At 65.0% G+C, this 12,506-nt stretch carries 9 protein-coding genes and 2 tRNA genes; 3 read left to right on the plus strand and 8 right to left on the minus strand.

Features of this window, described 5'->3' with window-relative positions:
- Nucleotides 1–41: 41 nt before the first annotated feature.
- Together AC1D1F_RS08780 and AC1D1F_RS08785 are read left to right on the plus strand one after the other, a co-directional pair.
- Nucleotides 42–117, plus strand: a tRNA-Lys gene (locus AC1D1F_RS08780).
- A gap of 7 nt (nt 118–124) precedes the next feature.
- Nucleotides 125–200 (plus strand) — tRNA-Lys (locus tag AC1D1F_RS08785).
- 72 nt (nt 201–272) lie between these two features.
- On the opposite strand, the gene AC1D1F_RS08790 is transcribed toward AC1D1F_RS08785, so the two are convergent.
- The 8 genes from AC1D1F_RS08790 to dapC all read right to left on the minus strand — a co-directional run bounded on the left by AC1D1F_RS08790 (nt 273) and on the right by dapC (nt 8,578).
- Nucleotides 273–776, minus strand: coding sequence for a hypothetical protein (locus AC1D1F_RS08790; RefSeq protein ID WP_477677894.1), 504 nt, complete (start codon nt 774–776; stop codon nt 273–275).
- Between the two features lie 20 nt (nt 777–796).
- Nucleotides 797–1,051: a GlsB/YeaQ/YmgE family stress response membrane protein gene (locus tag AC1D1F_RS08795; RefSeq protein ID WP_477677895.1), complete on the minus strand. Its 255-nt coding sequence runs from the start codon at nt 1,049–1,051 to the stop codon at nt 797–799.
- Between the two features lie 58 nt (nt 1,052–1,109).
- The gene (locus AC1D1F_RS08800; protein WP_477677896.1) at nt 1,110–3,122 is read right to left on the minus strand and encodes an ABC-F family ATP-binding cassette domain-containing protein; all 2,013 of its coding nucleotides are present in this window, start codon (nt 3,120–3,122) and stop codon (nt 1,110–1,112) included.
- A 96-nt stretch (nt 3,123–3,218) separates the two neighbouring features.
- A complete protein-coding gene (prmB, locus tag AC1D1F_RS08805) occupies nt 3,219–4,112 on the minus strand; it encodes a 50S ribosomal protein L3 N(5)-glutamine methyltransferase (RefSeq protein ID WP_477677897.1) in 894 nt (297 codons plus the stop codon).
- A complete protein-coding gene (dapE, locus tag AC1D1F_RS08810) occupies nt 4,109–5,272 on the minus strand; it encodes a succinyl-diaminopimelate desuccinylase (RefSeq protein WP_477677898.1) in 1,164 nt (387 codons plus the stop codon). Before dapE ends, prmB begins: the two co-directional genes overlap by 4 nt.
- 56 nt (nt 5,273–5,328) lie before the next feature.
- Nucleotides 5,329–6,474: a PilT/PilU family type 4a pilus ATPase gene (locus AC1D1F_RS08815; protein WP_477651892.1), complete on the minus strand. Its 1,146-nt coding sequence runs from the start codon at nt 6,472–6,474 to the stop codon at nt 5,329–5,331.
- Nucleotides 6,475–6,525: 51 nt separating this feature from the next.
- Complete coding sequence (gene dapD, locus AC1D1F_RS08820; RefSeq protein ID WP_477677899.1) at nt 6,526–7,353, minus strand: 2,3,4,5-tetrahydropyridine-2,6-dicarboxylate N-succinyltransferase; 828 nt, start codon at nt 7,351–7,353, stop codon at nt 6,526–6,528.
- 19 nt (nt 7,354–7,372) lie between these two features.
- Complete coding sequence (gene dapC, locus AC1D1F_RS08825) at nt 7,373–8,578, minus strand: succinyldiaminopimelate transaminase (RefSeq protein WP_477697033.1); 1,206 nt, start codon at nt 8,576–8,578, stop codon at nt 7,373–7,375.
- A gap of 388 nt (nt 8,579–8,966) precedes the next feature.
- Here dapC and smc point away from each other — a divergent pair, with 388 nt between their 5' ends.
- Entirely contained in the window at nt 8,967–12,503 is a 3,537-nt protein-coding gene (smc, locus tag AC1D1F_RS08830) for a chromosome segregation protein SMC (RefSeq protein ID WP_477697032.1), read from the plus strand.
- The last annotated feature ends 3 nt before the right edge of the window (nt 12,504–12,506 follow it).

Consider the following 12,506-nt stretch of genomic DNA (forward strand, 5'->3'; position numbering starts at 1 on the left):
CGAAGCAGTAAAAACCGGGATGTATCGCGAGATACCTTCTTGGGACCATAGCTCAGTTGGTAGAGCAGCGGACTTTTAATCCGTTTGTCGTGGGTTCGACCCCCGCTGGTCCCACCAGAATTCCGGGTTCTTAGCTCAGTTGGTAGAGCAGCGGACTCTTAATCCGTAGGTCGACAGTTCGAATCTGTCAGAACCCACCAGCCCTTTAAAGGACTTGGCCGAAAGGCCAAGTCCTTTTGTTTTTGGGGCGCGGGAAATCGCAGAGCCAGCCATCAGGCCGAATACCCCAGCGCCGGCATATCCAGTTGCGCCTGCCTTGCCACCCGTATGCAGTCTTTCATGTGCTCCTCGCCGAAGTAGCGGATGGCCGCGTAGCCGACGGCAGCCGCGACGGCCTGGCCGGCCAGCGGGACGTACTTGGCGGCCTGCTTGGCCGTCAGGCGCACGCCTATTTTGGTGGCGGCCTTGATGACCAGGTCGCGGCTGATGAATTTGCCGATCAGCACCGAACCCACCAGGGCCACGGCTTTTTGCACCTGGTCGCGTTTGTTGGGTTCCAGCTGGTCGAGTTGCTGCGGCGTGAGGCCGAACTCCTGGTTGATCTCGGGGATGAGCCTGGACAGCATGGCCGCGTCCACCATCCAGTCTAGGCCGGGGACGGGCACGGCGCTGGCCGCGGCCGCGACCATGGCACGCCGGTTGAGCAGCTTGCGGCTGCGTTTGACGGCGGCCGCGAGGGTGGCGTCGCCGGACGCCATTTGCAGGGCGGTGGGCATGGCGTTACCTCTCAGCGCGGCTAGCCGCGCTTTTTGGTGAGCAGGCCGTAAATCAGCAGCAGGACGATGGCGCCGACGATGGAGGCAATCCAGCCCACGGCATCGCCTTCCTTGTAAAAACCGGTGGCGATGCCCGCGTATTTGGCCGCGAAGGCGCCGGCGACGCCCAGCAAGACAGTCATGATGAAACCCATGCTGTCGTTGCCCGGCTTGAGGGCACGGGCAATCAGGCCGACGATCAAACCGACAACAATGGTTCCGAGTATGGATAGCATGCTGTGAACTCCCTGTCAGTGAGGTGGTGAGGGGCCGGATTGGCCCGCTCAACTCACTTTATACCGCAGCGGTCTCGATCTGCTCGGTCAGCTCCAGCCACCGTTCTTCCAGCATGCCTATTTCGCCTTCGATGGCCTTGAGGCGCTTGCCGGCCTGGGCCAGTTCCGCCGGCGCGGTGGTGGTGCCGAGCAGGGCCTGCAGGCTGCCCTGTTCGGTGGTGAGCGACTTCATGCGCAGGTCGATTTTCTCGATCTCCTTGCGCAGCGGCTTGGTAGCCTCGGCCTGCTGCTGGCGGCGCTGGGCGTCCTGCTTGCGCTGCTCGGGCGTTTCGCGCGGCACAGGCTTTTTCTCTTCCACCGCCACGGCCGGTGCGGCCGCCTTGACGGCGGCGGCCGGGCTGGCATTGCCGGCCTTCTTGGCCTCTTCGCGCTGGCGCTTGGCTTCGTCGAGCAGGTAGCGCTGGTAGTCGTCGAGGTCGCCGTCAAAGGGTGCCACGCCGCCGCGCGAGACCATCCAGAACTCGTCGCAGACGGCGCGCAGCAGGGCGCGGTCATGGCTGACCAGCATCACCGTGCCTTCAAACTCGTTGAGCGCCATCGACAGCGCCTCGCGCGTGGCCAGGTCCAGGTGGTTGGTCGGCTCGTCGAGCAGCAGCAGGTTGGGGCGCTGCCAGACGATCATGCACAGCACCAGGCGGGCTTTTTCGCCGCCGCTCATGCTGCCCACGGCCTGCTTGACCATGTCGCCGCCGAAATTGAACATGCCCAGGAAACTGCGCAGGTCCTGCTCGCGGGTCTGCTGGCCGCTGATCTTGCCGGCGGCGGTGACTTCCTTGACGAGGCGGATCATGTGCTCCAGCGGCGTGTCCGCCGGGCGCAGCACGTCGAGTTCCTGCTGGGCGAAGTAGCCGATGTTCAGGCCCTTGCCCTCGGTCATCTCTCCTTGAATAGGTGCCAGCGCGCGCGCCACGGTTTTCACCAGTGTCGACTTGCCTTGCCCGTTGGCGCCCAGGATGCCGATGCGCTGGCCGGCCAGCACCGATTTGCTGACGTTTTGCACAATGACCGTGGGCGGCGTGCCTTCGGGTGAGCCTTCGGGCGGCGGGTAGCCGAAGTAGGCGTTCTGCATCGACAGCATGGGGTTGGGCAGGTTGGCCGGCTCCTTGAACTCGAAGGTGAAGTCGGCTTCGGCCAGCAGCGGCGCGATTTTCTCCATGCGGTCCAGAGCCTTGACGCGGCTTTGCGCCTGCTTGGCCTTGCTGGCCTTGGCCTTGAAGCGCGCGATGAACTTCTGCAGGTGGGCGATCTTGTCCTGCTGCTTGGTGAAGGCCGTTTGCTGCAGCGCCATCTGCTCGGAGCGCAGGTCTTCGAACTTGCTGTAGTTGCCGCCGTAGCGGGTCAGCTTGGCGCTTTCGATGTGCACTGTGACGTCGGTCACGGCATCGAGGAATTCTCGGTCATGGCTGATGACCAGCATGGTGCCCTGATACTTTTTCAGCCAGGCTTCGAGCCAGACCAGCGCGTCCAAATCCAGGTGATTGGTAGGTTCGTCGAGCAGCAGCAGGTCGGACGGGCACATCAGCGCGCGCGCCAGCTGCAAACGCATGCGCCAGCCGCCGGAAAAACTGTTGACCGGGTTGTCCAGTTCGCTGACCTTGAAACCCAGGCCGAGGATCAGGGCCTGGGCGCGGGCCTGCGCGTCGTGCGCGCCGGCGTCGTACAGCGCCATGTAGGCGTGGGCCATGCGGTCGCCGTCACCGCTGGCTTCGGATGCGTCGACCTCGGTTTGCGCGGCCAGCAGCACCACGTCGCCTTCGACCACGAAGGCCGTCGCGCTCTGGTCGGTTTCGGGCATGTCCTGCGCCACCTGCGCCATGCTCCACTGTGCGGGAATCGAAAAATCGCCGCCGTCTTCATGCAGCGTACCGTTGAGCATGGCGAACAGCGAGGACTTGCCCGCGCCGTTGCGGCCCACCAGGCCGATTTTTTCGCCGGGGTTGAGGGTGACGGACGCGCTGTCCAGAATCACTTTGGCGCCGCGGCGCAGCACGACGTTTTTGAGGGTAATCATTGAATTGGAACTTCAGGAAAATTAATCGGGCGGCGAGGGTGTTGCACGGCTTGCCATGCAAGCGCCGCGCCAGTCACCAGGCAAAGAGCCTGAGCATCAAGCCAGTTGTTCGCGCGTCAGCAGCAAGACCTGGTCGGCACCCGAGCTGGTTTCGAACCACAGCGGTTCAAGCGTCGGAAAGGCGCGCTCGAAATTCTCGCGCTCATTGCCGATTTCCAGCACCAGGACCGCATTTTCGCTCATATGGCGCGCCGCATTCTGAAAAAGGCCCCGGATGAAGTCCATGCCGTCGGCGCCGCCAGCCAGCGCCAGGCCCGGTTCCGCGCGGAATTCAGGGGGCAGGGCGGCCATGCTGGCCGCGTTGACATAGGGCGGATTGCACAGGATCAGGTCGTACTCGCCCGCGCAGGCGGCCAGGCCGTCGGACTCAAGCAGCGTGATGCGACTGTCCAGGTGGTGGCGGTCCACGTTGATGCGGGCCACCGCCAGCGCGTCCAGGCTGATGTCAGCTGCCTCCACCACGACGTCGGGGTAGGTGATGGCGGCCAGCACGGCCAGGCTGCCGTTGCCGGTGCACAGGTCGAGCACGCGATGGGTGTGTTCGCCCAGCCAGGGGTCTATGCTGGCGTCGGCCAGTAGTTCAGCGATCAGGGAACGCGGAATGATCACGCGTTCGTCGACGTAAAAGGGCAGGCCCATCAGCCAGGCTTCGTGGGTGAGGTAGGCCGCCGGCTTGCGGGTACTGATGCGTGTGTCCAGCAGCGCGGCGACCTGGGCTTCCTCTTCAGGGGTCACCGCCCGGGTCTCGACTGAATCAAGGTCGTCCAGCGGCAAGCCAAGCTTCCAGAGCACCAGCCAGGCGGCTTCGTCGAAGGCGTTGGTCGTGCCCTGGCCGAAGCCGTCGGCAAAGCTCAGGCCCGCGGCGTCCAGCCTGGCCGCCATCTGCTCGACCAGCGCCAGCACCGTCAGGGGAGTCGCTAGCTGGGTCATGCCGCGGCCAGCCGTTCCAGCACGCCCTTGTAGATGTTCTTGAGCGGGGCTAGCGAGCTCACGGGCACATGCTCGTTGATCTTGTGGATGGTGGCATTGAGGGGGCCGAATTCGATGACCTGCGGACAGATCTTGGCGATAAAACGGCCGTCGCTGGTGCCACCGGTGGTGGAGAGTTCGGTCTGCAGCCCGGTTTCCGCCTGGATGGCACCCCGTACTGCGTCGACCAGCGTGCCGGGTGTGGTCAAAAAGGGCAGGCCGCCCAGCGTCCATTTGAGGTCGTAATCGAGCTGGTGGCGGCTCAGCAAGGCCTGCACGCGCTGTTGCAGGCTTTCGGGGGTGGATTCGGTGCAGAAGCGGAAATTGAAGTCCACCACGAGGTCGCCCGGAATCACGTTGGATGCGCCGGTGCCGCCATGGATGTTGGACACCTGCCAACTGGTGGCCGGGAAGAAGGCATTGCCTGCGTCCCACTGGGTGGCCACCAGTTCCGCCAGCGCCGGCGCGAACAGGTGGATCGGGTTTTTGGCCAGGTGCGGATAGGCGATATGGCCCTGCACACCCTTGACGGTGAGCTTGCCGCTGAGGGTGCCGCGCCGCCCGTTCTTGATCATGTCGCCCACCTGGGTGACCGAGGTGGGTTCGCCCACGATGCAATAGTCCAGTACCTCGCCGCGCGCCTTGAGCCGTTCGCAGACCATGACCGTGCCGTCGACCGCCGGGCCTTCCTCGTCGCTGGTGACCAGGAAGGCGATGGACAGGGCCGGGTCGGGATGGACGGCCAGGAATTCCTCGACCGCCACCACCATGGCCGCGATGGAGGTTTTCATGTCGGCGGCGCCGCGTCCGTAGAGCATGCCGTCACGGTGGCTGGGCGTGAAGGGATGGCTCAGCCATTGGTCCAGCGGACCGGTGGGCACAACGTCGGTGTGGCCGGCGAACACCAGGGTTTTGGCCGGCGCCGCGGGGCCGGAGGCCTTGCCGGCACGCTTGGCCCAGAGGTTGGTCACGCGAAAGCTCTCGGGGCCGCTGACAATGGTTTCGCACTGGAAGCCCAGCGGCGCCAGGCGTTCAATCAGCAGGGCCTGGCAGCCGGCGTCGTCGGGCGTGACGGAAGGGCGGGAAATCAGTTGCTCGGCGAGGTGCAGGGTTCGGGACATGGTCGTTCAGTCGCGTTCGAGTCGGCCCGAAGAGACGAGCGCCGTCGTGTTTTTTTCTAGTGCTTCACGTCCAGCGTGATTTCGGTGAAAGACGGTTCGTCATCCGGGTCTTCCTCGGGTTCCAGCATCTTGGCCTTGACGGCGAAGTCGTTCTCGAGGCGCCACATCAGGTTGGTCGGCGAGTCGGCGTACAGGATGCCTTCCTTGCGCGTGACGGTGCCGTCCACGATCAGTTTGGCGATGTCCTGCTCGAAGGTCTGGGAGCCCTCGGCCATGGATTTTTCCATGGCTTCCTTGACGCCGGAGAAGTCGCCTTTTTCAATCAGCTCGGCGATCAGCTTGGTGTTGAGCATGACCTCCACCGCCGGCGTGCGGCCGCCGTCCTGCGTGCGCAGCAGGCGCTGCGACACGATGGCCTTGAGGGCCGCGGCCAGGTCGCCCAGCATGGTGCTGCGCACCTCGACCGGGTAAAAGCTCAGGATACGGTTGAGCGCCTGGTAGCTGTTGTTGGCGTGCATGGTGGCCAGGCACAAATGGCCCGACTGCGCATAGGCAATGGCGGCCGACATGGTTTCGCGGTCGCGGATTTCGCCGATCAGGATCACGTCGGGCGCCTGGCGCAATGCATTTTTGAGCGCCACCTGCAGGGATTGCGTGTCGCTGCCGACTTCGCGCTGGTTGACCACCGACTTCTTGTTGGTGAACAGGAATTCAACCGGGTCCTCGATCGTGAGGATGTGGCCCAGCGAGATCTCGTTGCGGCGGTCCATCATCGCGGCCAGCGTGGTGCTCTTGCCGGCGCCGGTAGAGCCCACCATCAGCAGCAGCCCGCGCTTTTCCATGATCAGGTCGGCCAGGATGGGCGGCACGTTCAGGCTGTCGAGCGGCGGGATTTCCGTCGGGATGAAGCGGATCACCGCGGCATAGGTGCTGCGCTGGCGGAAGGCGCTGATCCGGAAATTGCCCAGGCCGGCGATGGGCAGCGCCATGTTGAGTTCGCCGATTTCCTCCATCTCCTCGATGCGCTCGGGCGGCAGCACCTCGGCCAGCAGGTTGCGCGGCGCGTCAGGCGGCAGGATTTGCGCATTGATGGGAATGGCCTGGCCGTTGATCTTGATCAGGGCGGGCGAATGGGCCGACAGGTAAACGTCCGACGCTTTTTTGTCCGCCATCAAGCGAAGGATTCTTTCCATCGTGCTCATAGTCCGCTCCCAGTCAATTCAATATGTGTCATCGAGCCCAAAGGCCGTATTTCAGTCCCTGAGCAAATCGTTCAGGCTGGTGGTGGAACGCGTCTTGGCGTCCACGCGCTTGACGATCACCGCGCAGTACATGCTGTACTTGCCGCCGGCCTTGGGCAGGTTGCCCGAGACCACCACGGAACCCGCGGGGATACGGCCGTAGGTGACCGTGTCGGCTTCGCGGTCGTAAATCGGCGTGCTCTGGCCGATGTAGACGCCCATGGAGATGACCGAGTTTTCTTCCACGATCACGCCTTCGACGACTTCGGAGCGCGCGCCTATGAAGCAGTTGTCTTCAATGATGGTGGGGTTGGCCTGCAGGGGTTCAAGCACGCCGCCCAGGCCCACGCCGCCGGAGAGGTGGACGTTGTTGCCGACCTGCGCGCAGCTGCCCACGGTGGCCCAGGTATCGACCATCGTGCCTTCGCCGACCCAGGCGCCGATGTTGACGTAGCTGGGCATCAGGATCGCGCCCTTGGCGATGTAGCTGCCGCGGCGCGCCACGGCGGGCGGCACCACGCGCACGCCGGTGGCGCGCATTTCGGCTTCGCTCAGATGGGCGAACTTGGTGGGCACCTTGTCGAAAAAGCCCAGGTCGCCGGCGCGCATCAGTTCGTTGTCCTTCAGGCGAAAGCTCAGCAGCACGGCTTTCTTGATCCACTGGTGGGTGGTCCACTGGCCCACGCCTTCGCGGGTGGCCACACGCAGCTTGCCGCTGTTGAGCTGGGCGATGGTGTGCTCGACGGCGTCCAGCACTTCCTTGGGAGCCGACTGGGGCGAGAGGTTCGCGCGATTTTCCCAGGCCGCGTCAATGGTGCTTTGCAGGTTGTCTTGTGTCATGTTGGTTTCGGTCTTGTTTTCAGTGAACTTTGGATTGGATGAACTGAACGATGCGCTGCGCCGCTTCCACGCATTCGGCGGTTTCTGCCACCAGCGCCATGCGGATTCTGCCGGCGCCGGGATTGTGCCCCTGCGCGTCGCGCGCCAGGTAACTGCCCGGCAACACCACGACATTGTAGAGAGCGAGCAGCTCGCGCGAAAACGCGGTGTCCGAGCCCTTGAAAGACGCGGGGATTCCGGCCCACAGGTAAAAGCCCGCGTCGGGCAGGGCGACGTCCATCACGGCCGAGAGCATGGGCGTGACCTGGGCGAATTTTTCGCGGTACATCGCGCGGTTTTCCGTCACGTGGCGTTCGTCGTTCCAGGCCGCGATGCTGGCGGCTTGCACGATCGGGCTCATGGCGCTGCCGTGGTAGGTGCGGTAGAGCAGGAATGGCTTGATCAGGGCGGCGTCACCGGCCACAAAGCCGCTGCGCAGGCCCGGCACGTTGCTGCGTTTGGAGAGGCTGGTCAGCGACACCAGGTTCTTGAAGTCATGCCGGCCCAGCGCGGCGGCCGCCTGCAGGCCGCCCAGGGGTGCCTCGTCACGGAAATAGATCTCGCTGTAGCACTCGTCGGAGGCGATCACGAAGCCGTGGCGGTCGCTGAGCTCGAACAGCAGGTTCCACTCGCCAAGCGACATCACGGCGCCCGTGGGGTTGCCCGGCGAGCAGACAAACACCAACTGGGTCTTGGCCCAGACGGCCTCGGGCACGCCGGCCCAGTCGACCGCGAAGTTGCGCGCCGGGTCGCTGGGGGCAAACCAGGTCTGGGCGCCCGCCAGCAGGGCTGCGCCCTCGTAGATTTGGTAGAAGGGGTTGGGGCAGACCACGGTAGCCCCGGGCTTGCCGGCGTCCAGCACGGTTTGCGCGAGCGAAAACAGCGCTTCGCGCGAGCCGTTGACGGGCAGGATCTGCGTGGCCGGGTCCAACTTGAGGTCGTAGCGGCGGGCCACCCAGTCGGCCATGGCCTGGCGCAATTTGGGCTCGCCCAGGGTGCCGGGGTAGCTGGCCAGGCCGCTCAGGCTGGCCGTCAGCGCATCCTTGATCAGCTGCGGTGTGGCATGGCGGGGCTCGCCTATGCCCAGGCTGATGGCTTTGAAGGCGGGATTGGGGGTTACGTCGGCGTGCAGCTGGCGCAGCCGCTCAAAAGGATAGGGCTGGAGGCGTGAAAGCAGGGGATTCATACCCGGATTATCCAGCCTTGGCCCGGCCCCAGAACGACTGGCCGCCCGATCCGCATGTCCAAGGGGGTCAGGCTGCTGCCAAATTGATAGCTTGAACGCCAGACCCCATGCTGCGGCAGCGGCGCCGGCACGGGTGGTTTAGGGCTGGACTGCCATGGCAGGACGGAAGGCGCCCGGGCCGGGCCCGCGCGGCGCGAAGCAAAGTGTTTCACGCCGGCCCCGTCAAGGGCCTTTTTCCCGGCAAAATCCCGGTCCCGCTCGGGTAACATGACGGACCGTGCCGCTTGCCGAAAGCGGCACCCGATATGTCAGCGTTTGCCGTAAAACGCTATAAAAATCAACGAGTTAGCCCCGGGCTACGCTCAAGCTCATAAAAACAGGGACAGCCGTGCGTCTCAATTCGATCAAGCTATCAGGTTTCAAGTCATTCGCGGAGCCCACCAATTTCGTCTTGCCCGGCCAATTGGTGGGTGTGGTAGGCCCCAACGGCTGCGGCAAGTCCAACATCATGGACGCGGTGCGCTGGGTGCTCGGTGAGAGCAAAGCCTCCGAACTGCGCGGCGAGTCCATGCAGGACGTCATCTTCAACGGCACCACCACGCGCAAACCGGCCAGCCGCTCCAGCGTGGAACTGGTGTTCGACAACGCCGACCACCGCGCCGGCGGCCAGTGGGGCCAGTTTGTCGAGATCGCCGTCAAGCGCGTGCTGACGCGCGACGGCACCTCCAGCTACTACATCAACAACCAGCCGGTGCGCCGCCGCGACGTGCAGGACGTGTTCCTGGGCACCGGCCTGGGCCCGCGCGCTTACGCCATCATCGGCCAGGGCACCATCAGCCGCATCATCGAGTCCAAGCCCGAAGAGCTGCGCCTCTTCCTCGAGGAAGCCGCCGGCGTCTCCAAGTACAAGGAACGCCGCCGCGAGACCGCCAACCGCCTGTCCGACACCCGCGAGAACCTGACCCGCGTCGAGGACATCCTGCGCGAACTCAACGCCAACCTCGACCGGCTCGAAAAGCAGGCAGAAGTGGCCCTGCGCTACAACACCCTGCACGCCGACGCCAGCCTCAAGCAGCACCAGCTGTGGTTCTTGAAGCGGGCCGAGAGCGAGGCCGACCAGGCCAAGGTGAAGGCCGATGCCGAAAAAGCCGTGAACGACCTGGAAAGCCGCGTGGCTGACCTGCGCCACATCGAGGCCGACCTGGAAACCATTCGCCAGGCCCACTATGCGGCCGGCGACCAGGTTAACCAGGCCCAGGGCAAGCTTTATGAGGCCAGCGCCGAAGTCGGCCGGCTGGAAGCCGAAATCCGCTTTGTGGTCGACGGCCGCCAGCGCGTCGAGCAGCGGCTGAACCAGCTCAAGGAACAGACCGCGCAGTGGGCCACCCGCAAGGAAGACGCCGCCGTCGAAACCGAAAGCCTGGCCGCGCAAGCCATCGAGGCCGAGGAGAAAGCCGAACTGCTGGCCGCGCAGACCGAAGAACACCAGACGCAGCTGCCCGCGCTCGAAGACGCGCTGCGCCAGGCCCAGGCCAAGGCCAACGAGCAGCGCGCCAGTGTGGGCCAGGTGCAGCAGCAGATCCAGGTGCTGGCCGCCGACCAGCGCAACATCGAAGAGCAGTCGCGCAGCCTGGGCCTTCGGCTTGAAAAGCTCACGGCCGACCGTAACGCGCTTAACGCGCCCGACGAAGCGCGCCTGGCCAACCTGAACACCCAGTTCGCCGCCGCGCAGGAAGCCCAGGCCGAAGCCGAGGCCCGCCTGCACGAGCTGACCGACAGCGTGCCGCAGCTCGACGAGGAACGCCGCACGCTGCAGCACACCGTCAACACCGAATCCGCCAAGCGGGCCGACCTGTCGGCACGCATGGAAGCCCTCAAGGCCTTGCAGGAAAAGGTCAAGACCGACGGCAAACTCAAGCCCTGGCTGGCCAAACACGGCCTGGACGGCCTGCAGGGCCTGTGGAGCCGTATCCACATCGAACAGGGCTGGGAAAATGCCCTCGAAGCCGCGCTGCGCGAACGCCTCGGCGCCCTGGAAGTTTCCCGGCTCGACATGGTGCGCGGCTTTGCGGGCAGCGACGGGCAGGGCACGCCGCCGGCCAAGCTCGCGTTTTATTCGCCGCCCAGCGCCGCCGCGCCCGCACGCGTCAATGCCGCGATCAACCTCAAGCCGCTGACCGAGTTGCTGCGCCTGAACGATGCCGGGCAATCGGCCTTGCTGGGCGACTGGCTCAACGGCTGCTACACCGCGCCCAGCCTGGACGACGCGCTGGCCGCGCGCGACAAGCTGCAGGCCGGCGAGGTGATTTTTGTGCAGAGCGGCCATGCCGTGACGCACCACAGCGTGAGTTTTTACGCGCAAGATTCCGAACAGGCCGGCCTGCTGGCCCGCGCGCAGGAGATTGAAAACCTCGACAAACAGCTCAAGGCCCAGGCCCTGATCAGCGAGGAAGCCCGCTCCGCCCTGGTGCGTGCTGAAGCCGCCTACGCAGACGCCGCCCAGCGCCTGGCCACGGCCCGCCGCGAAACCGCCGAAGGCCAGAGCCGCACCCACGAGCTGCAGGTCGAAGTGCTGCGCCTCACGCAACTGGCCGAGCAGACCCGCGCACGCAGCGAGCAGATCCAGGCCGACATGGCCGAAATCGAAGCCCAGCTCGGCGAGCTGCAGGAGCGCAAGGTCACGGCCGAGGGCCGCTTTGAAGAACTCGACATGCAACTGGCCGACAGCCAGGAACGCCATGCGCAGCTCGACGACCGCGTGATCGAGACCGAACGCAAGCTCGGCGAGTCGCGTGAGCAGCAGCGCACGCTGGAGCGCCAGGCCCAGGAAGCCGCGTTCGCGCTGCGCAGCCTGGCCTCGCGCCGCGAAGAACTGACCCGTTCCATCGACATCGCCGCGCAGCAGGCCGCCTCCATCGCCAGCGAAGAGGCGCAGGCCCGCGAAGAGTTGACACGCCTGACCGACGCCGCCGCGCAGGCCGGCCTGCAAAGCGCCCTGAGCGTGAAGCTCGAGCGCGAGGCCGACCTGGGCGCCAAGCGCAGCCAGTACGACGACCTGACCAGCAAGCTGCGCGCCAGCGATGAGCGCCGCCTGCAACTCGAGCGCGAGCTCGATCCGCTGCGCCAGCGCATCACCGAGTTCCAGCTGAAAGAGCAGGCCGCGCGCCTGGGCTTTGAGCAGTACGCGCAGTTGCTGGCCGACGCCCAGGCCGACCTGGCCACCGTCGAGCAGTCCATCCAGTCCGGCAATGTGCGCCTCACCGGCCTGCAGGGCGAGATCGACCGCATCAACCGCGAAATCCAGTCGCTGGGAGCGGTCAACCTGGCCGCGCTCGACGAGCTGAGCACCGCGCGCGAACGCAAGCAATTCCTCGACGCGCAGTCCGCCGACCTGAACGAGGCCATGACCACGCTGGAAGATGCGATCAAGAAGATCGACATCGAAACGCGGGATTTGCTCTCGAGCACTTTCGAGACGGTGAACGGCCATTTCGGCCGCATGTTCCCCGAACTCTTCGGTGGCGGCAACGCCAAGCTCATGATGACCGGCGAGGAAATCCTCGACGCCGGCGTGCAGGTGATCGCCCAGCCGCCCGGCAAGAAGAACCAGACCATCCACCTGCTGTCCGGCGGCGAAAAAGCGCTCACGGCCATCGCGCTGGTGTTTGCCATCTTCCAGCTGAATCCCGCGCCTTTCTGCCTGCTGGACGAGGTCGACGCGCCGCTGGACGACGCCAACACCGAGCGTTACGCCAAGCTGGTGCGCTCCATGAGCAAGGAAACCCAGTTCCTGTTCATCAGCCACAACAAGATCGCCATGGAAATGGCCGAGCAGCTGATCGGCGTGACCATGCAGGAGCAGGGCGTTTCGCGCATCGTGGCGGTGGACATGGAAGCCGCCATCGGTTTCGCAGAAGCAGCCTGATCC

The organism is Polaromonas sp. P1_H6 (assembly GCF_056405195.1).

Bases quoted from the DNA above. Each gene is read 5' to 3' on its own strand.
- AC1D1F_RS08790 (WP_477677894.1), bottom strand. From the start codon at position 776: ATGCCCACCGCCCTGCAAATGGCGTCCGGCGACGCCACCCTCGCGGCC.
- AC1D1F_RS08795 (WP_477677895.1), bottom strand. From the start codon at position 1,051: ATGCTATCCATACTCGGAACCATTGTTGTCGGTTTGATCGTCGGCCTG.
- AC1D1F_RS08800 (WP_477677896.1), bottom strand. From the start codon at position 3,122: ATGATTACCCTCAAAAACGTCGTGCTGCGCCGCGGCGCCAAAGTGATT.
- prmB (WP_477677897.1), bottom strand. From the start codon at position 4,112: ATGACCCAGCTAGCGACTCCCCTGACGGTGCTGGCGCTGGTCGAGCAG.
- dapE (WP_477677898.1), bottom strand. From the start codon at position 5,272: ATGTCCCGAACCCTGCACCTCGCCGAGCAACTGATTTCCCGCCCTTCC.
- AC1D1F_RS08815 (WP_477651892.1), bottom strand. From the start codon at position 6,474: ATGAGCACGATGGAAAGAATCCTTCGCTTGATGGCGGACAAAAAAGCG.
- dapD (WP_477677899.1), bottom strand. From the start codon at position 7,353: ATGACACAAGACAACCTGCAAAGCACCATTGACGCGGCCTGGGAAAAT.
- dapC (WP_477697033.1), bottom strand. From the start codon at position 8,578: ATGAATCCCCTGCTTTCACGCCTCCAGCCCTATCCTTTTGAGCGGCTG.